The 25,842-nt window shown below is 62.3% G+C and carries 24 protein-coding genes; 5 read left to right on the forward strand and 19 right to left on the reverse strand.

Annotated elements, in window-relative coordinates:
- Window position 1 precedes the first annotated feature (1 nt).
- From mmsB to BLV09_RS09175, 5 genes are all read right to left on the reverse strand, one after another.
- Entirely contained in the window at window positions 2-883 is an 882-nt protein-coding gene (gene mmsB / locus BLV09_RS09155) for a 3-hydroxyisobutyrate dehydrogenase (RefSeq protein ID WP_146687054.1), read from the reverse strand.
- Between the two features lie 29 nt (window positions 884-912).
- Complete coding sequence (locus BLV09_RS09160) at window positions 913-2,004, reverse strand: enoyl-CoA hydratase/isomerase family protein (protein ID WP_433994387.1); 1,092 nt, start codon at window positions 2,002-2,004, stop codon at window positions 913-915.
- A complete protein-coding gene (locus BLV09_RS09165) occupies window positions 2,001-3,146 on the reverse strand; it encodes an isobutyryl-CoA dehydrogenase (RefSeq protein ID WP_146687056.1) in 1,146 nt (381 codons plus the stop codon). Before BLV09_RS09165 ends, BLV09_RS09160 begins: the two co-directional genes overlap by 4 nt.
- A 74-nt stretch (window positions 3,147-3,220) precedes the next feature.
- Window positions 3,221-4,717, reverse strand: coding sequence for a CoA-acylating methylmalonate-semialdehyde dehydrogenase (locus tag BLV09_RS09170; protein ID WP_100386817.1), 1,497 nt, complete (start codon window positions 4,715-4,717; stop codon window positions 3,221-3,223).
- 161 nt (window positions 4,718-4,878) lie between these two features.
- On the reverse strand, window positions 4,879-5,517 hold the full coding sequence (locus BLV09_RS09175) for a TetR/AcrR family transcriptional regulator (protein WP_146687057.1): 639 nt from the start codon (window positions 5,515-5,517) through the stop codon (window positions 4,879-4,881).
- A 206-nt stretch (window positions 5,518-5,723) separates the two neighbouring features.
- Here BLV09_RS09175 and BLV09_RS09180 point away from each other — a divergent pair, with 206 nt between their 5' ends.
- From BLV09_RS09180 to BLV09_RS09190, 3 genes are all read left to right on the forward strand, one after another.
- Window positions 5,724-6,494, forward strand: a complete 771-nt coding sequence (locus BLV09_RS09180) for an enoyl-CoA hydratase (protein WP_146687058.1) — start codon at window positions 5,724-5,726, stop codon at window positions 6,492-6,494.
- A 97-nt stretch (window positions 6,495-6,591) separates the two neighbouring features.
- Window positions 6,592-7,788, forward strand: a complete 1,197-nt coding sequence (locus BLV09_RS09185; protein WP_146687059.1) for an acetyl-CoA C-acyltransferase — start codon at window positions 6,592-6,594, stop codon at window positions 7,786-7,788.
- 116 nt (window positions 7,789-7,904) lie between these two features.
- Window positions 7,905-9,188 (forward strand): MFS transporter, encoded by a 1,284-nt coding sequence (locus tag BLV09_RS09190; RefSeq protein WP_146687060.1) that lies wholly within the window; start codon window positions 7,905-7,907, stop codon window positions 9,186-9,188.
- 175 nt (window positions 9,189-9,363) lie between these two features.
- Here the strand turns inward: BLV09_RS09190 and BLV09_RS09195 are convergent, their stop codons facing one another.
- Together BLV09_RS09195 and BLV09_RS09200 are read right to left on the reverse strand one after the other, a co-directional pair.
- Window positions 9,364-10,923 carry an acyl-CoA carboxylase subunit beta gene (locus tag BLV09_RS09195; protein ID WP_146687061.1) on the reverse strand — a complete coding sequence of 520 codons (1,560 nt, stop codon included), beginning with the start codon at window positions 10,921-10,923 and terminating at the stop codon, window positions 9,364-9,366.
- Complete coding sequence (locus BLV09_RS09200; protein ID WP_146687062.1) at window positions 10,853-11,827, reverse strand: IclR family transcriptional regulator; 975 nt, start codon at window positions 11,825-11,827, stop codon at window positions 10,853-10,855. The genes BLV09_RS09195 and BLV09_RS09200 overlap by 71 nt, the downstream gene beginning before the upstream one ends.
- A 155-nt stretch (window positions 11,828-11,982) precedes the next feature.
- Between BLV09_RS09200 and BLV09_RS09205 the strand changes: the two genes are divergently transcribed.
- Both BLV09_RS09205 and glsA read left to right on the forward strand, forming a co-directional pair.
- Window positions 11,983-12,204 (forward strand): acetyl-CoA carboxylase biotin carboxyl carrier protein subunit, encoded by a 222-nt coding sequence (locus tag BLV09_RS09205; protein WP_146687063.1) that lies wholly within the window; start codon window positions 11,983-11,985, stop codon window positions 12,202-12,204.
- A gap of 124 nt (window positions 12,205-12,328) precedes the next feature.
- A complete protein-coding gene (gene glsA / locus BLV09_RS09210; RefSeq protein ID WP_146687064.1) occupies window positions 12,329-14,188 on the forward strand; it encodes a glutaminase A in 1,860 nt (619 codons plus the stop codon).
- Here glsA and BLV09_RS09215 read toward each other — a convergent pair.
- From BLV09_RS09215 to BLV09_RS09270, 12 genes are all read right to left on the reverse strand, one after another.
- On the reverse strand, window positions 14,185-14,904 hold the full coding sequence (locus BLV09_RS09215) for a class I SAM-dependent methyltransferase (protein WP_146687065.1): 720 nt from the start codon (window positions 14,902-14,904) through the stop codon (window positions 14,185-14,187). The two genes, glsA and BLV09_RS09215, sit on opposite strands and share 4 nt — an antisense overlap.
- 69 nt (window positions 14,905-14,973) lie before the next feature.
- Window positions 14,974-15,498, reverse strand: a complete 525-nt coding sequence (locus BLV09_RS09220; RefSeq protein WP_146687066.1) for a carboxymuconolactone decarboxylase family protein — start codon at window positions 15,496-15,498, stop codon at window positions 14,974-14,976.
- A gap of 513 nt (window positions 15,499-16,011) precedes the next feature.
- Entirely contained in the window at window positions 16,012-16,386 is a 375-nt protein-coding gene (locus tag BLV09_RS09225) for a Zn-ribbon domain-containing OB-fold protein (protein ID WP_146687067.1), read from the reverse strand.
- Window positions 16,383-17,495, reverse strand: a complete 1,113-nt coding sequence (locus BLV09_RS09230; RefSeq protein WP_146687068.1) for a thiolase family protein — start codon at window positions 17,493-17,495, stop codon at window positions 16,383-16,385. The genes BLV09_RS09225 and BLV09_RS09230 overlap by 4 nt, the downstream gene beginning before the upstream one ends.
- 1 nt (window position 17,496) lies before the next feature.
- Complete coding sequence (locus BLV09_RS09235; protein WP_146687069.1) at window positions 17,497-18,663, reverse strand: acyl-CoA dehydrogenase family protein; 1,167 nt, start codon at window positions 18,661-18,663, stop codon at window positions 17,497-17,499.
- Between the two features lie 5 nt (window positions 18,664-18,668).
- Window positions 18,669-19,886, reverse strand: a complete 1,218-nt coding sequence (locus BLV09_RS09240) for a CaiB/BaiF CoA transferase family protein (RefSeq protein WP_146687070.1) — start codon at window positions 19,884-19,886, stop codon at window positions 18,669-18,671.
- 129 nt (window positions 19,887-20,015) lie between these two features.
- On the reverse strand, window positions 20,016-21,185 hold the full coding sequence (locus BLV09_RS09245; RefSeq protein WP_146687071.1) for an acetyl-CoA acetyltransferase: 1,170 nt from the start codon (window positions 21,183-21,185) through the stop codon (window positions 20,016-20,018).
- A gap of 51 nt (window positions 21,186-21,236) precedes the next feature.
- On the reverse strand, window positions 21,237-21,887 hold the full coding sequence (gene eda, locus BLV09_RS09250) for a bifunctional 4-hydroxy-2-oxoglutarate aldolase/2-dehydro-3-deoxy-phosphogluconate aldolase (protein ID WP_146687072.1): 651 nt from the start codon (window positions 21,885-21,887) through the stop codon (window positions 21,237-21,239).
- Window positions 21,884-22,828, reverse strand: coding sequence for a sugar kinase (locus BLV09_RS09255; protein ID WP_146687073.1), 945 nt, complete (start codon window positions 22,826-22,828; stop codon window positions 21,884-21,886). The genes eda and BLV09_RS09255 overlap by 4 nt, the downstream gene beginning before the upstream one ends.
- A gap of 50 nt (window positions 22,829-22,878) precedes the next feature.
- Entirely contained in the window at window positions 22,879-23,865 is a 987-nt protein-coding gene (denD, locus tag BLV09_RS09260) for a D-erythronate dehydrogenase (protein ID WP_100381303.1), read from the reverse strand.
- Between the two features lie 111 nt (window positions 23,866-23,976).
- Complete coding sequence (locus BLV09_RS09265; RefSeq protein ID WP_100381302.1) at window positions 23,977-24,885, reverse strand: carbohydrate ABC transporter permease; 909 nt, start codon at window positions 24,883-24,885, stop codon at window positions 23,977-23,979.
- The gene (locus tag BLV09_RS09270; RefSeq protein WP_100381301.1) at window positions 24,878-25,837 is read right to left on the reverse strand and encodes a carbohydrate ABC transporter permease; all 960 of its coding nucleotides are present in this window, start codon (window positions 25,835-25,837) and stop codon (window positions 24,878-24,880) included. Before BLV09_RS09270 ends, BLV09_RS09265 begins: the two co-directional genes overlap by 8 nt.
- Window positions 25,838-25,842 lie beyond the last annotated feature (5 nt).

The raw sequence follows: 25,842 nt of genomic DNA on the forward strand, positions 1-25,842 counted from the left end.
GCTATCTTAGACCGCGAACGTGCCGAATGATCCCGGAGAAATCGACCCCGCCATTTCCTTCGGCATCGAATGCCTTGTAGATCTCCTGGGCGTGTTTGCCGAGCGGTGTCGCGGCGCCAGCGGCCTTCGCGGCATCCTGCGCCAGCGTCAAATCCTTCACCATCAGGGCCGACGCAAAGCCGGGCTTGTAGTCGTTGTTCGCGGGCGAGGTCGGAACCGGGCCCGGCACCGGGCAATACGATGTCAGCGACCAGCACTGCCCCGAGGAGGTCGAGGCCACGTCGAACAGCGCCTGATGCGACAGCCCGAGCTTTTCGGCGAGCGCAAACGCCTCGCTGACCGCGATCATGGAAATCCCTAGGATCATATTGTTGCAAATCTTCGCGGCCTGCCCCGCTCCGGCGCCGCCGCAATGCACGATCTTCTTGCCCATCTTTTCCAGTATTGGCTTGGCCGCTGCAAAAGCCTTGTCCTCGCCACCGCACATGAAGGTCAGCGTCGCGCCCTTGGCGCCGCCGGTGCCGCCGGATACCGGTGCGTCGACCGAAGCGATGCCGTGCTTGGCGGCCAGCGCATGCGCCTTCTTGGCGCTTTCGACGTCGATGGTCGAACAATCGATGATCAGCGCGCCTTTGCTCATCGACGAGATCACTTCGTCCCACACCGAGAGCACATGCTTGCCGGCAGGAAGCATGGTGATGACGACATCAGCGCCCTTGACCGAGCCAACCGCACTTTCGGCGATCGCAGCGCCATCGCTCTCGGCCTGATTGCGCGAGGCTGCCACCAGATCGAACGCGATGACCTTATGACCCGATTTGATTAGATTGGCGGCCATCGGTCCGCCCATATTGCCGAGGCCGATGAAGGCGATATTTGTCATCTTAGATTTCCTCCGCCTGAAGCGCGTTTCTATTTTGATTGATTAAACACGAGCTCATTGGCGCCGATTTCCGCGAAATAAGGCGCGATCATCTCCGGCGTCACATCCTCGATTCTAGCGGGCGACCACTTGGGATTGCGATCCTTGTCGATCACGGCGGCGCGGACGCCTTCGCGAAAATCGTCGCTGGCGAAAACTTGGAGTGCGGCACGATATTCCCGTACCAAACATTGTTCCAGCGACGATGATGTCCGCGCCAGCCGCAGCAGTTTGAGCGTCACGACCATGCCGCGCGGCGACTTCTCGTTCAATGTCTTCAGCGTCGACAGCGCCAGCTCCGAGCCGTCGCGCTTGAGAGCCGCGACGATATCTTCCATGTCGTCGTGAGCGAACCAGCCGTCGATCGTCGGTTGCATCGCAGCAACGGGGCCAGAGGTCTCGTTCGTGGCAAACCCATCGATCAGGGTCTTGATTTCGCTGGAAAGAGCCCCGGGACGAACCTTGGAGAGTACCTCACGCAAGGCAGCCAGTTTGCCCGACGGCACCACCGCATCCGCGAAACGGGCATGGATCGCGTCCGGGCCATTCATGGTCTGACCGGTCAATCCAAAGTAAGTGCCGAGCTCACCCGGCGAGTGCGACAGCAGCCAGGTGCCTCCGACGTCCGGGAAGAACCCCAGCCCCACTTCGGGCATCGCGAGCTTTGTTTTCTCGGTCACGACGCGATGACGGCCATGCGCGGAGAGGCCGACGCCGCCGCCCATCACCAGCCCGTCCATGAACGCGACATATGGCTTCGGAAACTGCGCGATGCGCGCATTCATGATGTATTCCTGGCGCCAGAATACCTTGCCGAGGTCGCCTCCGGCCCGAGAACTCTCATAGAGTCCGCGGATGTCGCCACCCGCGCAGAGCCCGCGCTCGCCCGCGCCTTCCAGCAATACCAGGGCCACCGCTGGATCCGCTTCGAACCGATCCAATGCCGCGTCGATCCCAAGCGACATTTCCAGCGTCATGGCGTTGATCGCCTTCGGCCGGTTCAGGCGGATGATGCCGGCGGAGCCTTCGCGCCGAACGATCAGGTCGCCTTCCGGATTTGCGACCGCAGCCATTGCCGTCATCGTGCGCCCTCGATCAGTTTGCGCGCCACGATCAGTCGCATGATTTCATTGGTGCCTTCGAGGATCTGGTGCACGCGCAGATCGCGCACGATCTTCTCGATGCCATATTCACTCAGGTAGCCGTAGCCGCCGTGCAGTTGCAGCGCCTGATTGGCAACCTCGAAGCCGACATCGGTGCCAAAACACTTGGCCATCGCGCAGAGCTGCGTCGCGTCGGGATCCTTGCGGTCGAGCGCCGCCGCTGCACGCCACACAAACGTCCGCGCCGCCTCCAGCTCGGTCGCCATGTCGGCCAGGCGAAATTGCAGCGCTTGGAATTCGTCGAGACGTTTTCCGAAAGCCTTGCGCTCCTTCATATAGGCGAGCGACTTGTCGAGCGCGCATTGCGCGCCACCGAGTGAGCAAGCCGCGATATTGATGCGGCCACCGTCAAGCCCCGCCATCGCGATCTTGAAGCCGATGCCCTCATCGCCGAGTCTGTTGGCGGCCGGCACCCGCGCGTTCTCGAAAATCACCGCACGGGTCGGCTGCGCGTTCCAGCCCATCTTGCGCTCGTTGGCGCCGAACGAAACGCCCGGCGTCTCGCTCTCGACCACCAGCGTCGAGATGCCGCCCGGCCCCTCGCCGCCGGTCCGCACCATCACCACATAGATGTCGCCACGGCCGGCGCCGGAGATGAACTGCTTCTGGCCGTTCAGCACATAGTGATCGCCATCGCGCACCGCGCGGGTGCGCAGCGCCGCCGCGTCCGATCCCGAGCCGGGCTCGGTCAGGCAATAGCTGGCCAGCAGTTCCATGGTGCACAGCTTCGGCAGCCATTGCTGGCGCTGGGTGTCGTTGCCAAAGGCATCGATCATCCACGACGCCATGTTGTGGATCGAGATGAAGGCCGACACCGTCGGGCAGCCCTCCGCCAGCGCCTCGAAGATCAGCGCCGCATCGAACCGCGTCAGCGCCGAGCCGCCGACGTCGTCGCGGATATACACGCCGCCGATGCCGAGCTTGGCGGCCTCGCGCATGACATCGACCGGAAAATGCTTCTCCTCATCCCAGCGGACCGCATGCGGCGCGATTTTTTCGGCGGCAAAATCCCGCGCCATATCGCGAACCGCAATCTGGTCCTCGCTGAGAGCGAACTGCATCTAGCCGATGCCTTTACGATTCGCGCATGATCTTAACGGAAAACCGGTTTTCACTTTTCCCGATCATGCGACTATCAGTTCATCGTCGGAATCGAGAACTCCGCGCCTTCCTTCACGCCGGATGGCCAGCGCGAGGTCACCGTCTTGGTCTTGGTATAGAAGCGGATCGAATCCGGTCCGTGCTGGTTGAGATCGCCGAAGCCGGATTTCTTCCAGCCGCCAAAAGTGTAGTAGGCGATCGGAACCGGGATCGGCACGTTGATGCCGACCATGCCGACATTGACCTTGGCCGCGAAATCCCGCGCCGCATCACCGTCACGGGTGAAGATCGCAACGCCGTTGCCATAGTCGTGATCCGACGGCAGCGCGAGCGCTTCGGAATAATCCTTGGCGCGCACCACCGAGAGCACGGGGCCGAAGATTTCTTCCTTGTAGATGCGCATGTCCTTGGTGACGTTGTCGAACAGACAGCCGCCCATGTAGAAGCCGTTCTCGTAGCCCTGCATCTTGAAGCCGCGGCCGTCGACGGCGAGCTTGGCGCCCTCCTTGATGCCGATCTCGACATAGTTCTTGACACGCTCCAACGCCTCTTTGGTGACGAGCGGGCCGTAATCGGCGGACGGATCGATCGAGGTGCCGATTTTGAGGCTTTCCACCCGCGGGACCAGCTTTTCCATCAGCCGGTCGGCGGTGGTCTTGCCGACGGGCACCGCGACCGAGACCGCCATGCAGCGTTCGCCGGCCGATCCATAGCCCGCGCCGATCAGGGCATCGACGGCCTGATCCATGTCGGCGTCCGGCATGATGATGGCGTGGTTCTTGGCGCCGCCAAAACACTGGCAGCGTTTGCCGCTCGCCGCGGCGCGCTCATAGATATATTGCGCGATCGGCGATGAGCCGACGAAGCCGACTGCCTTGATATCGGGATCGTCGAGGATCGCATCGACCGCTTCCTTGTCACCATTGACGACATTGAGGATGCCGGCCGGCAACCCCGCCTCGATCATCAATGCCGCGAGCATCATCGGCACGCCGGGATCGCGCTCGGACGGCTTCAGGATAAAGGCATTGCCGCAGGCGATGGCGGGAGCGAATTTCCACATCGGGATCATCGCCGGGAAATTGAACGGCGTGATGCCGGCGACGACACCGAGCGGCTGGCGCAGCGAATAGATATCGATGCCAGGACCGGCGCCTTCGGTATATTCGCCCTTCATCAAATGCGGAATGCCGCAGGCGAATTCGACCACCTCAAGCCCGCGCTGAATGTCGCCCTTGGCGTCGGGAACGGTCTTGCCGTGCTCACGGGCCAGCACGTCGGCGAGCTTGTCGTAGTCGCGCTGGGCGAGTTCGAGGAACTTCATCATCACGCGGGCGCGACGCTGCGGATTGGTCGCGGCCCACTCCGGTTGTGCGGCTTTGGCGTTCTCGACCGCGGCGCGCACCTCGGCCTTTGAGGCCAGCGCCACCTTGGCCTGCACGTCCCCGGTCATCGGCTCGAAAACGTCAGCGGTTCGCCCCGACGTGCCCTTGACCTCGCGGCCACCGATAAAATGTCCAATTGCGCGCATGTGTTCCTCCAAGACTTGAAGAGCCAATTTGGCGGGCATCTTGCAGTCTTTAGGGCGTTTGGGAAGGGTCTCTACGCGCGGCGGTTTTGCGAAAATGCCGCCCATGCGCCGCATTGCGGCGGCATTCGACCAATGGCGTAGGCCGATACCGTATGGCCCGCTCAGTGCCGGGCCGCGGTTGCGGCTTTTCTGGACGCCGATTTCTTTGCAACCGGCTTGGGCGCCGGCGTGCGACCAAGCACCGCGTCGCGTCCGGCGGCAAGAATTTCGTCCGAAAATTCCCCGTTGCCGGCAACACGCGCCATCACCAGCGTCCCCATCATGGTCGCGAGCACGGCCATCGCCCGCTTACGCGCGGCCTTGGGCGGAGCATCCGAAATCTGCCCGGCGAGCATATCGACCATCTGTTCCAGCTTGGCAGCGAACGCCTTGCGGGTCTTCGGGCTCTCGCGGGCGATTTCGGCCCCGAGCGTCGGCACCGCACAGCCGTGACCGGGGTCGTCGCGATGCAACGGCGTCAGATAGGAATCCACAATGGCAGCGAGACGCTTTTCCGGCGGCGTTTGCTCGCCAAGCTTGCGCCAGCGCTCAGTGCCTCGATCCATCGCATGGGCAAAGGCCTCGATAACCAGTGCTTCGCGCGAATCGAAATGCGCGTAAAACCCGCCATGGGTAAGGCCGGCTTCCTTCATCAGGTCGGCGACACCGATGCCATGAGCCCCCTTCTCGCGAAGCCGCACCGAAGCGCGCTTTACGATCCGCTCGTGGGTTTCCTGCTTGTGTTCCCTGGAATAGCGCATGGATGGTCCCATAAGATGTTTACAGTCATATAATAACAGCTACCGCCGTAGAAAGCTCCAGTTTATTTCGCGGGCAGGAATAAGCTTGTTGCTGCGCAGCACTTTGGGAACAAGAACGCGACTGCGGCGGCCCTTGACAGCGCCCCGCATTGCCCGGGAAGTGGCGTGATCCGCGCCGATGCGCCCACCCAATGAAGAGACGTTCGATGGACATGCTCAATCCCTATTGCGGCGTCGACCGTGACCCGCGCGGCGTCGTCCGGCTGACGATCTGCAACGCGGGCTCACTCAACATTTTGGGAACGGCCGCCATCAATGGCGTTCGCGAAGGGCTGCAAACACTGGCGAAGGACCGGCAGATCCGCGTGCTTGTGATCGCCGGCCAGAGCGAAAAGAGCATGATCGGCGGCGCCGACATCAAGGAAATGGCCAGGCTCGATCAGAAGTCCGCCGAGACATTCATCACGGGCCTGCGAGATCTCTGTGAAGCCGCGCGTGCCTTTCCGGGGCCCGTGATCGCGCGGATGCCGGGCTGGTGTCTCGGCGGAGGCCTGGAATTTGCCGCCGCCTGCGATTTCCGGATCGCGGCGCACGACGCCAAATTCGGCATGCCGGAAGTCAGGGTCGGTATTCCCTCGGTTATCCACGCGGCGCTGTTGCCGCGGCTGATCGGCTGGGGCCGCGCCCGCTGGCTGGTGATGACGGCCGAGACCATCGACGCCCCTACCGCACTGGCCTGGGGCCTTGTCGACGCGGTGGCGCCGCAAGGCGGTCTCGATGCCGCTGTGGAACATACGGTCAAGGCCTTGCTCGAATGCGGCCCGGAAGCGTTGCGCGCGCAAAAAGCGCTGCTCCGGCAATGGGAGGAACTGCCGCTGAAGGAATCCGTCGACCTCAGCATCGGCGTGTTCGGGCAATCGTTCCTGAGCGGCGAGCCGCAGCGGCTGATGCAGGGCTTTATCGACCGCAAGCGCTAGCCTCCACTTCACGACAAATTTAGGCCGCTGCCGCCGTTGCAATTTTTGCAGCGCATCATATGATGGATATCATCTAACTGCATGAGGAGCGCCTGCCATGGCCAAAGCTTCCGATCCGGTCGTCATCGTTTCCGCCGCGCGCACCCCGCTTGGCAAGTTCATGGGTGACCTCACGCCGTTCAGCGCGCACAAACTCGGTTCCCATGTGATCGGCGCTGCGGTGGAACGGGCGAAATTGTCGCCCGACCGGATCGACGAGGTGTTCATGGGCTGCGTGCTTCCGGCCGGACAGGGCCAGGCCCCGGCACGACAGGCCGCCCGCGGCGCCAAACTGCCGGACGCAACCGGCGCCACCACGATCAACAAGGTGTGCGGCTCCGGCATGAAAGCCACCATGCTGGCGCATGACATCATCAACGCCGGCTCGGCCGAGATCGTGGTGTCCGGCGGCATGGAGAGCATGAGCAATGCCCCCTATCTGCTGGCGAAAGCACGCGGCGGCTACCGCGTTGGCCATGATCGCATCATCGACCACATGCTGATGGACGGCCTCGAAGACGCCTACGAAGTCGGCCGCTCGATGGGGGATTTCGGTGAATCAACCGCCGAAGCCTACCAGTTCACCCGCAAGGACCAGGACGTCTACGCCATGGAGACGCTGACCCGGGCGCGCAAGGCGGTCGAAGGCGGCGCGTTCAAGGCCGAGATCGTGCCGCTCACGGTCACGGAAAAGGCCGGTCCGCGCAGCATCGGCAATGACGAGATTCCGCTCAAGGTCGATCCCGCCAAGATTCCGGGACTAAAGCCGGCGTTCCGCGCCAACGGCACGATCACGCCGGCGGCGTCCTCGGCGAATGCCGATGGCGCGGCAGCGCTGGTGCTGGCGCGGCGCTCACTCGCTGACCGCGATGGCCTGCCCGTTTTGGCTGAGATCAAGGGCCACGCCACCCACAGCCAGGAACCGCAATGGTTCACGACCGCGCCGATCCCCGCGATCCGCAAGCTGCTCGACAAGGTCGGCTGGAGCGTCAGCGATGTCGACCTGTTCGAGATCAATGAAGCCTTCGCGGTGGTGCCGATGGCGGCGCAGCGCGATCTCGGCATTCCGCGCGAGAAGCTGAACATCAATGGCGGCGCCTGCGCGCTCGGCCATCCCATCGGCGCCACCGGGGCGCGCCTGATCGTAACGCTGCTGCATGCGCTCGAAGCGCATGGCCTGAAGCGCGGCGTCGCCGCGCTCTGCATCGGCGGCGGCGAAGCCACAGCGATCGCGATCGAGCGGAGCATGCACTAGCCTTCGTGGCGCATGTCCGAAAATGAGGGAACTATGGCATTTTAGCCAAGCAGCCCTTGCATTAGGATGCGCAGATCAAGCAACAAAACTCTCCAAGCAAAAACTTCTGAGGCTCAATGATCTCGAATTGGCTGTCGGCCGCCCTCGCCCGCCGAAACATTCACTACGGCTGGGTGATGGTCGGTGTGACATTTCTGACCGCGCTGGTCAGCGCCGGCGCGGTCGGCGCGCCCGGCGTGTTCATCGTGCCCCTGCAAAAGGAATTCGGCTGGACCACCGCACAGATTTCCTCGGCGCTGTCGATCCGCTTCATGCTGTTCGGGCTGATGGCGCCGTTCGCAGCCGCGCTGATGAACCGCTACGGCCTGCGCAACGTGACGCTGTCGGCGCTGCTGATCGTGGTGACGGCGCTGGTGCTGTCGCTCGGAATGACCGAGGTCTGGCAATTGATGCTGCTATGGGGCGTCGTGGTCGGCATCGGCACCGGCATGACCGCGCTGGTGCTGGGCGCGACCGTTGCCGCGCGCTGGTTCACGGACCGGCGCGGACTGGTGGTGGGTATTCTGACCGCGAGTGCGGCGACCGGACAGTTGGTGTTCCTGCCGCTGCTGGCGAGCCTGACCGAGCGGATGGGCTGGCGAACCGGCCTCGGGCTGATGTGCGTGATGCTGGGCGTCGCGGCGTTCGCGGTGCTGATGGTGATGCGCGATCGCCCTGGTGATGTGGGCTTGCGGCCGTTCGGCGACGAGGGCACCCAACCGCTGCCGGCGCCGGCGCCAAACAATGCGCCCATTATGGCCGCGGCGCTCGGCACGCTGCGCGATGCGGCCAAAACCCGCGCGTTCTGGATTCTGTTTGCGACCTTCTTCATCTGCGGCGCCAGCACCAATGGCCTGGTCCAGGTCCATCTGATTCCGATGTGCCTCGATTTCGGCATTCCGCAGGTGCAGGCGGCGAGCCTGCTCGCTGCCATGGGCATCTTCGATTTCTTCGGCACCATTGCCTCGGGCTGGCTGTCGGACCGCTACGACAACCGGTATCTGCTGTTCTGGTATTACGGGTTGCGCGGCCTGTCGCTGGTGTCGCTGCCGTTCACCGACTTCTCGTTCTACGGCCTGTCGCTGTTTGCGATGTTCTATGGGCTGGACTGGATCGCGACCGTGCCGCCGACGGTGCGGCTGACCGCGCAACGGTTCGGGCCGGAGCGCGCCAATCTGGTGTTTGGCTGGATTTTCGCGGGCCATCAATTGGGCGCGGCCACCGCGGCATTCGGCGCCGGCCTGTCGCGAACCCTGCTCGCGACCTATCTGCCGGCGTTCTTCGTCGCCGGCGCGCTGTGCATCATCGCGTCGTTGATGGTGCTCGGCATGGCACGGCAGCCGAAGCCGGTGACGGCGTGACCTAGCGGCGCCAGACCAGACGACTAATCACGGCACTTTCTCCACGTCATGCCCGGGCTTGTCCCGGGCATCTACGTCTTTCTTAAATGCTGCTTGCTGAAGACGTGGATGGCCGGGACAAGCCCGGCCATGACGATAAACCAACAGAGGTATGTTATTTCTTTGCGAGCAAGAACTACGGCCTGATCGTCATGTTGGTCGCGGGACCGGGCGTGCGGATCGGCTCGGCGAGGCGGGCGAATTCGCACAGCAGCGAGCGGGTCTTGCGCGGGTCGATGATCTCCTCGACCCAGAATTTTTCGGCCGAGCGGAACGGCGAGCGCAGCTTGTTGAGGCGGTCTTCGATCTCTTTCAGCTTAGCGGCCGGATCTTCGGCGGCGTCGATGTCGGCGCGATAGGCCGCCTCGATGCCGCCTTCCAGCGGCAATGAGCCCCAATACGCCGATGGCCAGGCGTAGCGGATCGAGAACCGGTCGGCCGGCTGATGCACGACGCCGGCAACGCCGAAGGAATTGCGCACGATAATCGTGCACCAGGGCACGGTGGTCTGGTTGACCGCGGCCATCGCGCGCACGCCGTGGCGGATGGTGGCGGCTTTCTCGGCCTCAAGCCCGATCATGAAGCCCGGGCAATCCATCAGATAAACAACGGGCAGATGGAAGGTCTCGGCGAAATCGACCCAGCGCACCACCTTCTGACAGGCTTCCGCGGTCCACGATCCGCCATAGTGAAAGGGATCGCTGGCGAGCAACAGCACCGCGCGGCCTTCGAGCCGCGCCAGACCGACGATCATCGGGCGGCCGAAATTGGCGTTCACCTCGAAGAAAGAGCCCTTGTCGACGACGGCCTCGATGATGGGACGCATCTTGTAGACCTGCCGGCGGCTGCGCGGCACCGCCTTCATCAGCGATTCCTCTGATCGTTCCGGATCGTCGTCGCATGGAATTGTCGGCGGCAGTTCGTAGACCGACGACGGCAAATAAGACAGGAAACGCCGCGCGCAGGCGAACGCCTCTTCCTCGGTATCGACGGCATGATCGATGCCGCCAGCGCGGGTCTGGATATCAGCGCCGCCAAGCTCCTGCTTGGTGAGATCCTGGCCAAGGCGTTTCACGACCGGCGGGCCGGCGACAAACATCGCCGAGCTCTTGGTCATGACCGAATAATGACTGGCCGCCAGCCGCGCGGCGCCAAGACCGGCGACAGAACCGAGGCCGAGGCCCACCACCGGCACGCGGGCCATGTTGGCCGTCGTGTACCAGTACCAGCGCGTGCCGCCGATGCCGCCGGGCAGATTGGCGGCGCCCTTGGTCTCGATGGTTTTCACCGAACCGCCGCCGCCGGAGCCTTCGATCACGCGAATGATCGGCAGGCGGAAATCATGCGCCATCTCCTCGGCCATCAGCGGTTTCGCCGAGATCGAGGCATCGGCGGAGCCGCCGCGCACGGTGAAATCGTCGCCGACCACGACCACCGGCCGGCCGTCGATCTTGCCGCGACCGAACACGCAATTGGCCGGCGTCAGCTGTTTGAGTTCGCCGTGCTCATCATATTCGGCGATACCGGAGATCGCGCCGATCTCATGAAAACTTTTCTGGTCGATCAGTTTGTCGATACGCTCACGAACGGTAAGCCGGCCCTGGTCGCGCTGCCGCTTGACCTTGTCAACGCCTCCCATCTCGCGTGCGAAGGCTTCGCGCCGCGCGAGGTCGTCGAGCTCCGGCTTCCAGTTCATTCGTATCCTCCGTCTTGACGATTTTATTATTGTGGGTCGGGACCGGAAGCGGCTTGCTCTCCATCCGATTACTGAAAATATCTCCGTCGGTGCCCTCCAGCAGGGCGCCGACCGCGACGCTCAGCTCCAACAGCCGCGGCGCGACCTCCTTGTGCAATCGCGCCTCGTCATACATCGCCGACAGCAGACCGATCGTGACCACCACGAAGGTCTGATATTGCGGCGACCACACCGGCACGGCGAGGCCATTGATATGCGGGCTCCATAACCCGCAGACAACGACATAGCCATGCTCGCGCAGGCTCCGCCGGTTGTCCTCGATCCGAGGCCGGAGCAATTTGGCGCCTTCGGGAATTTCGCGTTCCATCTCCGCCAGCAAGGCGTCGCCGACATCGGCGTCGAGCGCGGCCGTATAGGCGTGGCCGGCGGCGGTGCTGGCCATGGCGATGCGGCTGCCGGTCCCCTCGTGCAGACCGAGCGCATTCGCGGCACGGCCATGCTCGAGATAGACCAGATGAAAACGATCGGGGATGACGAAGCCGACGGTGCCCGGCAATTGCTCGGCCACATCCTGCAGCCGTTGCCGGATCAGGTTGCGCAGTTGCAAGCCGCGCATCATCGAGGTGCTCATGGCGACCGCGCTGGGACCGATGCGGTATTTCTGGTCGCGCGGCAGATAGACCAGTTGGCCCATCCGCGTCAGCGTGTGCGTCAGCCGCGACACCGTCGATCGCGGCAGCCCGCAGCGATTGGAGATTTCGAGATTGCCGAGCCGGGCCTCATGGCCCTCGAAGCAGCGCAACACGTCGAAAGCACGCGACACCACCTGGATCACGTCGCCCTCGCCCGCCAGATCGCTGGCCAGCATTCCCTGTTTACTGAGCCGCTCCGAGCGTCGTCCCATGCCGCACTCCGTTCCGCCCTACGGAATAAAATTCCGCTTGCAGAACAAGCTACCTCAGGCAATCTGAGGCCACAACAGTAAGCCGAGGGCGCCCGCCCTTCGCGATGCGCGCATCTGGACGGTGCGTGCGCGCGGCGGCTGTCCCGGAGATTGGTATGCCAGACATCAAGATTGTGACCGAGGTAGCGGGCCGTGTCTGCGCATTGCCGGTCGAGATCGGGGGCAGCGTCGGAGACGGCGACGACATCGCCTTCGTCGAAGCCATGAAGATGGAAATCCCGGTCGCTTCGCCTGCTTCCGGCAAGATCAAGTCCATTCTCGTCAAAATCGACGATGTCGTCGCTGAAGGACAGGTCGTCGCGATCATCGAGACCTGAACCTCTCGTTTCAGCACATGATCAGAGCGCGCTGCCGCGAATAAAGGCGGCCGAACAGGTTTCAGCGTTTGCCGATGCGACGTAAAATCCGGTGGCGCGAAACAGTCGCGCGGCAGGACAAGCCATGAACATCTTGCGATCGGCCACGATTCCACACCCGAACAATTGGGCTGGCGCCAAACCACCTTTGCTGCGGTTCCTCGACCGCTGTCACGCCGACTTTGCCGCGGAGAGCGGCGGCGCCGTGGCCGACTACATCCCCGAACTGGGCAAGGCCGATCCCGATCATTTCGGCATCAGCCTCGCCACCATCGATGGGCATGTCTACGAGGTCGGCGATACCCGCATCCCCTTTACGATCCAGTCGATGTCGAAACCGTTCGTGTTCGCGCTGGCGCTGGACACGCTTGGCGCGGCACGCGTGGAATCCGCGATCGGTGTCGAACCGTCAGGTGATCCCTTCAATTCGATCCGGCTCAATTCCGAGAACCATCCCTTCAATCCGATGGTCAACGCCGGCGCGATCGCCTGCTCCGGCCTGATCCACGAAGCCAAGGGCGGCGGTGCGTTCGAATATATCCGCCAGGCGCTGGGGCGGTTTGCCGGACGCGAGCTTGACGTCGACGAGGCGGTCTATGCTTCCGAAAGCGCGACCGGCGACCGCAACCGCGCGATCGGCTATCTCCTGCGCAATTCCGACGTCATCAAGGACAATGTGAGCGAGGTGCTGGATGTCTATTTCCGCCAATGCTCGATCCAGGTGACCGCGCGCGATACCGCCGTGATGGCGGCCACGCTCGCCAATCGCGGCATCAATCCCGTCACCGGCGAGCACGTCATGACCCCCTATGCGATCTCGCGAACGCTTTCGGTGATGACCAGCTCCGGCATGTACGACTTTGCCGGCGAATGGATCTATCGCGTCGGCATCCCTGCCAAAAGCGGCGTCGGCGGCGGGATTCTGGCGGCGCTGCCGGCGCGGCTCGGGCTCGGCAGCTACTCGCCCTGGCTCGACAAACACGGCAACAGCGTACGCGGTGTCAAAGTCTGCGAGGCGCTGTCATCGCATTACGATCTGCACATGCTCAACCGCAGCGACAATGCGCGCAACAGCATCATTGCCGACTACAACATCGGAAAGAGCCCGTCGCGACGCAGCCGCCGAGCGCATGAGCGAAAAATCCTGGCCGCGCATCATCAGGATGTGCGCGTCTTCGAACTGGTCGGCACGTTGTCGCTGGCCAATGTCGACTATGTTTCCCGTCAACTGGCGGCGAAGCCGCGCCCGCAACTCGTTATCTTCGACCTGCGCCGCGTCGCATCGATCACCCGCGCCGGCGCCCGGCTGCTGGCCGAGGAATTCCACGAACTGGCGCACTTTCACGTCACCGTCATTCTGTCGGGCATCAAGCGCTCGTCGGTGGATTGGAAAGCTATTGGCGAATGGACCGAAGGTCTCTCCAATCTGCGCAACTTCTATTTGCTCGATACCGCGATCGAATGGGCCGAAGACCAGGTGGTGTATCGCTACGGCGGCGCGATCGATTTTCTCGAGACCACCGAGCTATCCGAACAGCCGCTGCTGGCGGGGCTAACCGAGGAAGAGCTGACCGATCTGGCCTCGATCGGTACGCTCAGGACTTACCAGGCAGGCGAGAAAATCGTTGCGGCCGGAGATGCCGCAACCTCCCTGTTTTTCCTGCGCAGCGGCGTGGTTCACGTGACGTTGCCCGATGGGATCAGGCTGGCGACACTGACGGCAGGAATGGCGTTTGGGGAAATGGCGCTGTTGGAGACGCACCGTTCCGCCGACGTGCTCGCCGACATGGCGGCGACGGCTTACGAAGTCCCGATCCGTGATTTTGAGCGCTTCCGCAAACAGCACCCAAAAGCCGGAGAGCGGGTCATGCGCAATCTCGCACAGCTTCTTGCCGACCGCCTGATTGTTGCCAACGCCAAGGTGAATTTGCTGACGGCGAACTAGGAAATAGCAGAGCGCTGCCATTCCATCACGACGAACCATGGCACGCGTCGAAAATCATCACGGCGAGTCCCCTCGCCGGAGACCGGTTCAGGCTCCGAGAAGAACGTCAGATTCAGACCGCTTTCCAGGAGGGCCGTCATGTAGGCTGCGAGCGGCCGGTGCCAGTTCTCGATGCGTATTCCCGCCCACTCCAGCCAGAACGGAAACTCATCGAGATAGCAGTCGACCGGGAAGTACAGGTGTCGCCCGTCTTCGTCCTTCACCCATCCCTGCGCGGCACACGCTGAGGTGAAGCCGGTCAGGTTTGCGATCAGCAGCGAGCCGCCAGGTTTCAGCACCCGCGTCATCTCGCCGATCGCGGTTCTGAAATCGGCGATATCGACAAGTGTGAGATAGCTGACGACCAGGTCGAAACTTGCGGTTTCGAATTCAAGCCGCTCGGCGCCGCCCGGCCGGTAGTCGCTGGTTGGATCACGCCGCTTTGCAGTCTCGAGCAGCGGACGGGTCGGATCGATCCCGGTTGCGGTTACGCCGGCGCCCTTGAGCATTCTGCAAAAGCGGCCCTCGCCGCAACCGACATCCAGTGCGGTTCGAAACCGGCCGGCCGCGACGCGGCTGAGCATGACGGGATCGAGCACATGTTCTCGTGCCCAATCGCCCCGCTCACCCATGGAATCAAGCCATGCCTGTGCTGAGTGGTCCCAGCCATTATTCATGATGACGCGCCTGTCCAATGAACGACAGTATGAAATCAAAACTAAAAATAACGCGAGCGGCCGGGTCGCTCAAACCACTTCCGTCACCGGCTGCAGATCGATGTCGAAGGTCTCCAGGAATTTAGATGTCATGATATAAAAACCGACAGAAAGCTGCAACTCGACCAGCGCCCCCGGCGTCAGCTTCGCCGCAATGGCATTGAACGTCGCGTCGGTCGGACGGCGTAACTTGACGATCTCGTCCGTGAAAGCCAGTGCCGCGCGCTGCAACTCGTTAAAGCACGTCGCGGATTTCCAGTCTTCCAACGCCGCGTTCTGCTCGTCGGTGACGCCGACATTCTTGCCGATGCGCTTGTGCGCAACAATTTCATACGGCGCTTCACATAAAATCCCGGTCCGCGTGATCGCAAGCTCGCGCACCACCGGATCAAGTTCGCCCTTGTTACGAATGGCGCCGCCCAGCCGGCAGTACTGTTCAAAATAACTTGGCGAATGCGACATCATGCGAAAAATGTTCGCATTGCGGTTCTTGCCGAGGATTTCGCGCGTACGGTCGTTTGCCTTGGCGGGATCGCTGTATTCAATACGGGCCATAATTCACCTTGGTTTTCCGATATTTATTGTTGGTCTTGTCGAGCGTGGCTCGATGTCAAACTCTATCGATCGACTGACGCAAGAGCAACACGAGCGAGTCAAATTGCCGCCGCATTGCTGTTCGACCTTGGCACAGTCGATATTCGCAGAGTGGGGACTCAGTCTAAGCGAATACTCGTCGGTGGGGTGTTCCGAGTAAAGCACAACTGAGCCATCAGGCCTTCACGGGCCTTGATGGCTTATGCCCGAGTCTAGGGAGTTAGACGTGAAGGAAGCCACCAAGAGGGCGGCCTCGGAAGCGCTTGCGCAAATGCTGGCGGTGACAGCAATGCTCGTCATCGCCGGCATTATCTTCTACTGGAGGTGAAACCGTCATTGCGAGGCGCAAATGGGACATAGCAATTCTGTATTTGTTGCGCGTTTCCGGATTGCTTTGTGGGGCCCGTCATCGGGACGTTCGCGCGACCCGTTGGCACCAACTCTTTCCCTCGCAATGACGGCCCTCAGTGGTCCTCAAACTTCTTTTGTCTTTTCGAAGTAAGGAACGACGCGGCCGGCAAATTGGCTGAACCGCGCGGTGACCCTGTCGCCGATGGCGAGGTCGTTGTCGCCATGGGCCATCATGCGAAAACCCTCGGCGGTATCGACCAGAACGATATTGTAGGGAATATGCGCGCGCGTCTCCGGCGTGGCCGCGCGGCACACCAGCGAGGTGGCGTAAACGACGCCCTCGCCGCTGGCGCGCTTCTCGACCGGATCCGCCGCACCGCAAACGGCGCAGAAGCTGCGGCGAAAATATTGCGGCGAACCGCAGGCTGCGCAGGATTGATAGACGATCGCCTGTTCGCCTGTGGTCCAGTCCGCCAGTGCTCGTTCGCTGCCGCTCATCGCACCCGCTCCAGGAACATGCTGACATGCGAGGACAACACGCCGCCATCGCCGTGCAACAGAGCCATCGAGGCATCGCGCACCTGACGATGGCCGGCGCGCCCCGTCATCTGCAGATGGGTCTCCACCAGATGCGCCATCGCGCCACCGACGCCGCAATGGCCGTAACTCATCAGCCCACCATGGGTGTTGAGCGGCATCGCGCCATCGCGGTTGAAATATCCTGATCGCACGCGAGCCGCGGCTTCACCGCGCCCGGCGAGGCCGAGGTCTTCCAGCAACATCGCCAGCGTGATGGTAAAGCTGTCATAGACCGCCGCATAGCGCACATCGGAGATCGCAACGCCCGAAGCGGCCTTGGCCTTTGCAACCGAGATCTCGGCGCCGAGTTCGCTCAACGCGGGGGCTGCCGTAACGTGCTGGTGCGTGTGCGCCTGCGCGCAGCCGAGCACGCGCACGCCGATCTCGCTGGTCGGCTCGCGGCTGACGACAAACGCCGCGCCGCCATCCGAGACCGGGCAGCAATCCAGCAATTTCAAGGGCAACGCCACCGGCTTCGAATTCATGACGTCGGCGACGGTAATGGCCTCGTGAAATTGCGCGCCGGGCAGCACCGCAAATTCGGCCAGGTCTTCCTGCGTCACGCCGTATTCATGCATGTAGCGCGACGCCACCAGCCCATAATAGGCCGGGATCGTCGGCCCCAGTGGCACCTCGTTATCGGGATGCCCCACCTGCGCCAGCGCCAGGATCGACGCATCGCGGCTCTGTCCGGTCAGGCGATTTTCGCCACCGACCACCAGCACATGCTTGGCGACGCCCGCGTCGACCAGATGATGCGCCAGCATCGTCATCGCCAGACCGGTCGCGCCGCCGACCTGAACGGCATGCGCGTAAGACGGGCGAATTCCAAAATGCTCGGCGAACACCGTCGCAAGCATGATATGCGGCGAGACCGTGCTGTAGCCGCAAAGAATGCCGTCGATCTCGCTGCGCTTCAGCCCGGCATCGGCAACCGCAAGCTCGGCCGCCTTGCTCATGAGATCGAGCGAGGACGAACCTTCATGCTTGCCATAGGCCGTCAGTCCGACGCCGGTGATGAAGCTCATGTCAGTACGACTTCGGCAGGCCCAGCACCTTCTCGGCAATGAAGCTGAGAATGAGTTGCGGGCTGATCGGGGCGATGCGCGGGATCAGGGATTCGCGCAGATAACGTTCGACGTGAAACTCCTTGGCATAACCGAAGCCGCCATGGGTCATGACGGCCTGCTCGCAGGCCTGAAATCCTGCTTCCGCCGCGAGATATTTTGCGGCATTGGCTGCCGGCCCGCAGGGCATGCCCTGATCGTATTGCCAGCCCGCCGAGAGCACCATCAGCCACGCCGCCTCGAGCTCCATCCAGTTCTTCGCGAGCGGATGCTGGATGCCCTGGTTCATGCCGATCGGGCGATTGAACACGTTGCGGGTTTTCGCATAGGCACTGGCGCGCGACAGCGCCACCTTGCCGAGCCCGACCGCTTCGGCCGCGATCAGGATACGTTCGGGATTCATGCCGTGCAGGATATATTCGAAGCCACGGCCCTCTTCGCCAAGCCGATCCTCAACCGGGATTTCAAAATTCTCGAAGAACAACTCGTTGGAGTCGACGGGCTTGCGTCCCATCTTCTCGATCTCATGCACCGCCACGCGCTTGCGGTCGAAATCGGTATAGAACAGGCTCAGACCATGGGTCGGATTCTTCACCTCTTCCAGCGGCGTGGTACGCGCCAGCAGCAGGATCTTTTCGGCCACCTGCGCCGTTGAGATCCAGACCTTCTGGCCGTTGACGATATATTTGTCGCCGGTGCGTACCGCGCGCGTTTTTAACTGCGTGGTGTTGAGCCCGGTATTCGGCTCGGTGACCGCGAAACAAGACTTCTCTTTGCCTTCGACGATCGGCGGCAGCATGCGCTGGCACTGCTCCTTGGTGCCGAACACCACCACGGGATTCAGCCCGAACACGTTCATGTGCACGGCGGAAGCGCCGGACATGCCCGCGCCGGACTCCGAAATGGTCCGCATCATGATCGCGGCATCGGTAATGCCAAGACCGGAGCCGCCATACTCCTCGGGAATGCAGATGCCGAGCCAGCCGGCCTCGGCCAATGCCTTGTGGAAGTCGGAGGGAAAACCACCCTCCTTGTCCTTTTTCAGCCAATAGGCGTCGTCGAAACGGGTGCAGATCTTTCCGACCGCGTCGCGGATCGACTCCTGATTGGCCGAGAGCGCGAAATCCATGTGCTTTATGTCCTGTTGTCTTGCGTAATGGGCGCGAGCTTCGTCACGCCGTCGCGGATCAGGCCTGCGATTTCATCGGCGGAAAATCCAGCTTCGCGCAGAACTTCCTCGCTGTGCTCGCTTAACCGCGGTGCAAGGCGTTTTGTCTCTGCCGGCGTTTCCGACCAGGTCGCGGAAACTTTCATGCTGCGGATCGGCCCCTCCGTCGGATGATCGACCACCGGAAAGAAACCGGTCGCCGTGAAATGCGGATCCTGCAAGATGCTTTCGAGGTCATGCATCGGCATGACCGGCACATCGGCCTTGTTCAACAGCTCAATCCACTCGGCCGTCGTGCGTGTCTCGAAGATGCGGGCGAGTTCGCCATAGACCGTGTCAATGTTGACAGCGCGCCCGGCGAAGGTTGCGAATTTGGGATTGCTGCGCAGATCGTCGCGGCCGGTGGCCTGGAAGAAACTTTCCCATTGCTTGTCGTTATAGACGATCACGCAGACATAACCGTCCGAGGTTTTGTACGGCCGCCGATCGCGTGACAGATGCCGCGCATAGCCACCCTTGTCGAGCGGCGGCTCGTAGGTAAGACCGCCCATGTGATCCCCCATCACGAAACCCGCCATGGTTTCGAACATCGGGACATCGAGACGCTGGCCGCGCCCGGTGCGATCGCGATGCACGAGGCTGGCACAGATCGCGCCTACCGCCGTGATCCCGACGATGCGATCGACAAGGGCGTTCGGAACGTAGCGCGGAATGCCGTCGTTGGTTTGCGCCATCAGCGCCGGCAGTCCGGTCGCGCCCTGGATCAGATCGTCATAAGCGGGCTTCGCCGCATACGGCCCGTTCTGGCCGAAGCCGAATACGCCGGCATAGATCAGACGCGGGTTGAGTTTCGAGACCACGTCGTAGCCGAGCTGCAGCCGCGCCATCGCCTGCGGCCGCACGTTGTAAATCAGCACATCGGCCGATGCGATCAGCCGCAGCACCGCGTCACGCCCGGCAGGCTTCTTCAGATCGAGGCTGATGCTGCGCTTGTTGCGATTGGTGTTGAGGAACACCGGCCCCATGCCGGGATGGCGCGTCGGGCCGATCAGCCGCGTCACATCGCCTTCGAGCGTCTCGATCTTGATGACGTCAGCGCCATAGTCGCCCAGCATCTGGGTGGCATAGGGCCCCATCAGCACGGTCGTCATGTCGATGACCTTGATGCCTTGCAACGGTCCCATGCTGTCGCTCACTCCCCGATATTGGCGGCACGTTCATGCGCCGCAGCTTCTCGGGTCTAGTAACGGCGGGTCGCAGCCAAGATCAAGGGTTCCCAGCGTATGGGCGTATGCGCTTCGGTGTCGTCCCGGCTATTTGGCGGGTTCCAGCACCGAGACGTAGTTCGCGACCGCCGCGCCGCCCATGTTGAAGATGCCCGCGAGCTTTGCGTTCTTGATCTGCATGCCCTCGGGCGCCTGACCCACGAGCTGCATCGCGCTCAGCACGTGCATGGAGACGCCGGTGGCGCCGATCGGATGGCCCTTGGCCTTCAATCCGCCGGACGGATTGATCGGCAGCTTGCCGTCCTTCTGGGTCCAGCCTTCCTTGATGGCGCGCGCACCCTGCCCCCTCGGGGTCAGTCCCATCGCCTCATATTCGATCAGCTCGGCCACGGTGAAGCAATCATGGGTCTCGACAAAGGACAGATCCGAAAGCTGCACGCCGGCCTTCTGCAGCGCCTGCTGCCAGGCCACGGTGCAGCCTTCGAACTGCAGGATGTCGCGTTTGGACATCGGCAGGAAATCCTGGGCATGGGCGGTGGCACGGATGTTGACGGCCTTGCCCATGGTTTTCGCGGTCTCGGAATCCGTGAGCACCAGCGCCGCCGCGCCGTCCGACACCAGCGAGCAATCGGTGCGCTTCAGCGGCCCCGCAACATAGGGATTCTTCTCGCTCTCGGAACGGCAGAATTCATAGCCGAAATCCTTGCGCATCTGCGCATAGGGATTGGCGACGCCGTTCTTGTGGTTCTTGGCGGCGATCATCGCCAGTGCATCGGACTGGTCGCCGTATTTCTGGAAATAGGTCTGCGCGATCTTGCCGAACACGCCGGCAAAACCGCCGGGGGTGTCGCCGTCCTCCGGCAGATAGGACGCTTTCAGCAGGTTGCGGCCGATCTCGGGTCCCGGCGTGCGCGTCATCTGCTCGACGCCGACCACCAGCACGATTTTCGCAGCGCCCGCCGCGATCGCTCTGACGCCCTGATGCACCGCCGCCGATCCCGTGGCGCAGGCGTTCTCGACCCGCGTCGCTGGCTTGAACCGCAACTTCGGATCGGCCTGCAGCACCAGGGAAGCGGTGAAATCCTGCGGCGAGAAACCAGCGTTGAAATGCCCAAGCACGATCTCATCGATGTCGGAAGCCGAAATGCCGGCATCGGCAATGGCCTCATTCGCAACGCGGACCACGAGGCTTTCGACGGTCTCGGCATCGAACTTGCCGAATGGCGTGTGCGCCCATCCTACAATACTGGCGGTCATGGCGGCTCTCCCTGTCTATTCGGATATGTTTAGCTCAATGACATCGATACTTCACGCGGGTTTCAACGATTTCATGGCCCGCTCGGACATGGCGGTTATGCCGGCCCAGTTGCCGGACCGGATATCCGCCGCGGAGCACAGCCAGGAGCCGCCGACGGCCACGACGTTCGGCTCGGCCAGCCACGATGCGGCGTTGGCCTCGCCGATGCCGCCGGTCGGACAGAACCGCGCGTTGGGAAATGGGCCGGCCAGCGCACGAAGTGCCTTGATACCGCCGGACTGCTCGGCCGGGAAGAATTTGACCAGATCAAAGCCGTGCGCCAACGCCTGCATCAATTCGGACGCCGTTGCGATGCCCGGTGCGAACGGCAAGGGGCTCGCGGCCGCAGCCTTCAGCAATTCCGGGGTTGCGCCGGGACTGATGCCGAAGTGGGCGCCAAGCGCTTCGGCGCTGGATAAATCGTTCGCGTTCAGGATGGTGCCGATCCCCACCACCGCATCGGACACGTTGGCGATGATCGCCTTTGCGGCCTCAACCGCAACCGGCGTGCGCAGCGTTACCTCGAGGGTGCGGACGCCACCCGCGACGAGCGCGCGCGCGAGCGGAATCGCATCGTCAAGACGATCAATCGTAAGCACGGGAATGACGCATGCTGACTTGAACAGAACAGCGAGTTTTTGTTGTTTGGGGGGCGAGGTCATGAACGTGCCTTGCGAGAGGGTGCCGGCCCGGCTTCGGATATTTCCGGCATAGCCGAGCGCGGAATGATCGCGCCGGGATGACACACCACAACCCCGGCCAGGTGGTGTCCGGCGCGCGCCGCTTCGGACGGCTCGGCGCCGGCAAGCCGCGCGGTAATATAGGCTGCGGCAAAACTGTCGCCCGCCGCGGTGGTATCGATGACGGGCTTTGTCACCGGTTCGGCTTTGACGTGCTGCAAAACACCGGCGAAGCGTAGCATGCTTTCGGGGTCGGACAATTTTAACACGACCTCGGGGCTTGGGATCTGCGCGATCATGCGCTCATTGGTTTGGTCGGGGTAAAGCGGCACAAGATCCTCCGTCGAGGCCAATACAATGTCGGCGATGTCGAAGGCGTCACGATAGACGCGGCGTGCAACGTCCAGGTCCGGCCACAAGCGGGCGCGAAAATTGGTGTCGAAGACAACGCGCGCGCCCTGTTCGCGGGCCCGCCGAAGCGCCGACATCAACCGCTCTCGACCGCTCGCCGCATAAATCGACAGCGTGATCGCCGAGAGATAAACGACGTTATAGCCCTCCAGCGACCTCAGCATATGGTCGGCTTCGGGCAGGTCCAGCAGGCTTCGCGCCGCCGAACTTTCGCGCCAATGGAAGAACCGGCGTTCGCCGCCGTCGTCGGTCTGGATCAGGTAGATGCCCGGCAATTTGCCGGGCAATCGCGCCACCTGTTTCGTTCCGATGCCTTCCGCCGCCCAGCCCGCGACCATCTCGTCGCTGAAGGGGTCGTCGCCGAGCGCCGTGACGTAGTCGACGCTGGCACCTAGCCGGGCGAGATAAACGGCGGTGTTCAGGGTATCGCCGCCGTAGCCTCGCGAATACAGGCCCTGCTCGGCCTGCTTGAGTTCGATCATGCACTCGCCGATGCAGGCAACCCTGATCATGGCCAGGTCCGGGTCATCGCCAAGTCCGGGCCGGTTCGCTCAAGACCGTTTCAGGCGACAAATTTGCCGCCCAGTTCGTCCTCGATGTGAATCCGGATGATGTCGTCAAAGGTCTTCTCGGCGGTGGTGAAGCCGAGCTTGACCGCCCGCTTGGCGTCGAAATTGCGCGGCCAGCCGTCGACGATCCCCATAATGAAGGCATCGGGCTCGCGCTTCACGCGGGCTGCGACCTTGTCGCCCGCGACCCGCTTCAGGGCCGCGAGTTGCTCGCCGACGGTGGCCGAGAGGCCGGGCATCGTGAGGTTGCGACGGGCGCCGGCCGTCGCCGTGTCCATGGTTGCGGCATGAATCAGGAAGCCGACCGCCGAACGCGGCGAAGCGTGCCAATGCCGCACGTCCTCGGATACCGGCAGGATCGCTTCCTTGCCGGCAAGCGGTTCGCGCAGGATGTTGGAAAAGAATCCGGAAGCCGCCTTGTTGGGCAGGCCGGGACGAACGCAGATGGTCGGCAGCCGGATGCCGATACCGTCCATGAAGCCGCGGCGCGAGTAGTCCGCCAGCAGCAGTTCCCCGATCGCCTTCTGCGTTCCGTAGCTGAGCAGCGGGGTATGAAAGAACTCATCACCGATGGCGTCGGGAAATGGCGCACCGAACACTGCGATCGACGATGTGAAGACGACGCGCGGCTTGTAGCCGCCGCCGATCACCCTGATGGCGTCGAGCAGCATCCGGGTGCCGTCGAGGTTGATCCGGTAGCCCTTGTCGAAATCGAGCTCGGCTTCGCCGGAAACAATCGCCGCCAGATGGAAAATCACGTCGGGACGATCGGCGACCAGCTTTTCCGCCGCGCCCGGCACCGCGAAATCGCAGGTTACGGTCTCGACCGGAAATCCGATGTTGGCGGGCTTCGCCGGCGCCACCACGTCCTGCAGCGTCATGCGCGTGATGTCGTTGTTGCCGAGACGACCATCGCGCAGCAGCCGCTCGGTCAATTTGCGGCCGACCATGCCGGCTGCGCCCAGAACCAGAATGTGCAAGACTTAAACTCCTTTTTATTCTTGTTACATATTTATTCTTGGCGTTTCGCGCGAAGCGGAAGCCCGTTCGCGCCAGGAAAAACGCCAAAGACCGGACGCGAAGCCCCTCGTCTATTCTTTCACGGCTCCGGTCATCGCCGATACGTAATGCTCGACGAAGAACGCGTAAAGGATCACCAGCGGCAGCGAGCCGACCAGCGCGCCCGCCATCAGCGAACCCCATTTGTAGATATCGCCGTCGACGAACTCATTCACAATCGCGACCGGAACCGTCTTGTTCGGCGTCGATTGCAGGAAGGTGAGCGCGTAGATGAACTCGTTCCAGCACAGCGTGAAGGAGAAGATGAAAGCCGAAATCAGGCCGGGAATGGCCAGCGGCACCACGATCTTGACCAGAATCTGCCAGCGCGACGCACCATCGATCAGCGCACATTCCTCAAGCTCATACGGAATGGTCTTGAAGTATCCCATCAACAGCCAGGTCGAGAACGGAATCAGCAGCGTGGGATAGACCAGGATCAGCGACAGCGGTGAATCGAACAGACCATAGGCCTGGATCACGGACGCCAGCGGAATGAACAGAATCGACGGCGGCACCAGATAGGCAAAGAAGATCAGGATGCCGACGGTGTCCGCGCCCTTGAACCTGAGCCGCACGATCGCGTAGGCCGCCAGCACGCTGGCGATGATCGAGAGCGTCGTGGCGCCCACCGCCACGTACATCGTGTTCCAGAGCCAACGCGGATACTGCGTTTCGAACAACAGCTTGCTGATATGTTTGAATGTCGGATGGACCACCCAAAACGGGTTGAACTTGTCCATGTCGATCAGCTGTTCGTCCGGCTTTATCGACGTCAGCGCCATCCAGTAGAACGGGAACAGCAGCACGACCAGAATGATGAACAGCGGCAGATACAGCGTCACCAGGCGGCGCGGCAACGACTCCAGATAGCTCATGCCATCGCTGTCGTCGTCCCGCGTGGCGGCGTGTACTTTCGATTGCAAGGCTGAATCAGTCATTGTTCGATCCTTGCTGCCATTTCCGGCGCTGCATGCCGAACCATGAAATCGCAATGGCTACCAGCAGGAACGGGATCATGGCGGTCGCAATCGCGGCGCCCTCGCCGAGCCGGCCGCTGATGATGCCGCGCTGATAGCTCAAGGTCGCCATCAGATGCGTGGCATTCACCGGACCGCCGCGGGTCAAGGCCCAGATCAACTGGAAGTCGGTAAACGTGAACAGCACCGAGAAGGTCATCACGACCGCGATGATCGGCGTCAGCAGCGGATAGGTGATGTAGCGGAACCGCTGCCAGTTGGTGGCGCCATCGAGCGTCGCCGCCTCGTAAAGCGAAGGCGACACCGTCTGCAGGCCGGCCAGAAGCGTGATCGCGACAAAGGGCACGCCGCGCCAGACATTGGCGAAGATAACGCTGCCGCGCGCCAGATTGGCATCGCCGAGGAAGTTGATGTTGTGGTCGATCAGACCCAGTTTGATCAGCGACCATGAAATGATCGAGAATTGGGCATCGTAAATCCACCAGAACGCGATCGCCGAGAGCACGGTCGGCACGATGAACGGAATCAGGACGATGGATCGGATGATCGCCTTGAACGGCATATGCCGGTTCAAAAGCAGCGCAAGATAAAGACCGACCGCAAATTTAATGGCGCTGGCGATGATCGTGTAGAGCAGCGTGTTGAACACCGAGAGCCAAAAGATCGAGTCATCCCACAGCCATTGGTAGTTCTCCAGCCCGATGAAAACACCGGTGCGGCCGATGCGCTCATCGGTAAAGCTCATCCAGACACCGAGGCCGAGCGGATAGGCAAGAAACAGGATCAGGAATGCCGCCGCCGGCAGCATGAACCACAACGCCACCCAGTTACGGTTGACCCGCAGCCGTGCCCAAAGCGATGGCGTGTCGGCGCTGGAAGCCTGTACTGGAACCGAAGTTTGCAGGGTACTCATGCCGC

It is taken from the genome of Bradyrhizobium canariense (genome assembly GCF_900105125.1).
Classification (GTDB): Bacteria; Pseudomonadota; Alphaproteobacteria; order Rhizobiales; family Xanthobacteraceae; genus Bradyrhizobium; species Bradyrhizobium canariense_A.

Excerpts from the sequence above, each read along its gene's own strand:
- BLV09_RS09225 (WP_146687067.1), bottom strand. The coding sequence starts at position 16,386 with ATGAGCGGCAGCGAACGAGCACTGGCGGACTGGACCACAGGCGAACAG.
- BLV09_RS09190 (WP_146687060.1), top strand. The coding sequence starts at position 7,905 with ATGATCTCGAATTGGCTGTCGGCCGCCCTCGCCCGCCGAAACATTCAC.
- BLV09_RS09165 (WP_146687056.1), bottom strand. The coding sequence starts at position 3,146 with ATGCAGTTCGCTCTCAGCGAGGACCAGATTGCGGTTCGCGATATGGCG.
- BLV09_RS09215 (WP_146687065.1), bottom strand. The coding sequence starts at position 14,904 with ATGAATAATGGCTGGGACCACTCAGCACAGGCATGGCTTGATTCCATG.
- BLV09_RS09160 (WP_433994387.1), bottom strand. The coding sequence starts at position 2,004 with ATGACGGCAATGGCTGCGGTCGCAAATCCGGAAGGCGACCTGATCGTT.
- mmsB (WP_146687054.1), bottom strand. The coding sequence starts at position 883 with ATGACAAATATCGCCTTCATCGGCCTCGGCAATATGGGCGGACCGATG.
- BLV09_RS09265 (WP_100381302.1), bottom strand. The coding sequence starts at position 24,885 with ATGACTGATTCAGCCTTGCAATCGAAAGTACACGCCGCCACGCGGGAC.
- glsA (WP_146687064.1), top strand. The coding sequence starts at position 12,329 with ATGAACATCTTGCGATCGGCCACGATTCCACACCCGAACAATTGGGCT.
- BLV09_RS09205 (WP_146687063.1), top strand. The coding sequence starts at position 11,983 with ATGCCAGACATCAAGATTGTGACCGAGGTAGCGGGCCGTGTCTGCGCA.
- eda (WP_146687072.1), bottom strand. The coding sequence starts at position 21,887 with ATGACCTCGCCCCCCAAACAACAAAAACTCGCTGTTCTGTTCAAGTCA.
- BLV09_RS09235 (WP_146687069.1), bottom strand. The coding sequence starts at position 18,663 with ATGGATTTCGCGCTCTCGGCCAATCAGGAGTCGATCCGCGACGCGGTC.
- BLV09_RS09220 (WP_146687066.1), bottom strand. The coding sequence starts at position 15,498 with ATGGCCCGTATTGAATACAGCGATCCCGCCAAGGCAAACGACCGTACG.
- BLV09_RS09170 (WP_100386817.1), bottom strand. The coding sequence starts at position 4,717 with ATGCGCGCAATTGGACATTTTATCGGTGGCCGCGAGGTCAAGGGCACG.
- BLV09_RS09245 (WP_146687071.1), bottom strand. The coding sequence starts at position 21,185 with ATGACCGCCAGTATTGTAGGATGGGCGCACACGCCATTCGGCAAGTTC.
- BLV09_RS09200 (WP_146687062.1), bottom strand. The coding sequence starts at position 11,827 with ATGGGACGACGCTCGGAGCGGCTCAGTAAACAGGGAATGCTGGCCAGC.
- BLV09_RS09175 (WP_146687057.1), bottom strand. The coding sequence starts at position 5,517 with ATGCGCTATTCCAGGGAACACAAGCAGGAAACCCACGAGCGGATCGTA.
- BLV09_RS09255 (WP_146687073.1), bottom strand. The coding sequence starts at position 22,828 with ATGATCAGGGTTGCCTGCATCGGCGAGTGCATGATCGAACTCAAGCAG.
- BLV09_RS09240 (WP_146687070.1), bottom strand. The coding sequence starts at position 19,886 with ATGGGACCGTTGCAAGGCATCAAGGTCATCGACATGACGACCGTGCTG.
- BLV09_RS09270 (WP_100381301.1), bottom strand. The coding sequence starts at position 25,837 with ATGAGTACCCTGCAAACTTCGGTTCCAGTACAGGCTTCCAGCGCCGAC.
- BLV09_RS09230 (WP_146687068.1), bottom strand. The coding sequence starts at position 17,495 with ATGAGCTTCATCACCGGCGTCGGACTGACGGCCTATGGCAAGCATGAA.
- BLV09_RS09195 (WP_146687061.1), bottom strand. The coding sequence starts at position 10,923 with ATGAACTGGAAGCCGGAGCTCGACGACCTCGCGCGGCGCGAAGCCTTC.
- BLV09_RS09180 (WP_146687058.1), top strand. The coding sequence starts at position 5,724 with ATGGACATGCTCAATCCCTATTGCGGCGTCGACCGTGACCCGCGCGGC.
- BLV09_RS09185 (WP_146687059.1), top strand. The coding sequence starts at position 6,592 with ATGGCCAAAGCTTCCGATCCGGTCGTCATCGTTTCCGCCGCGCGCACC.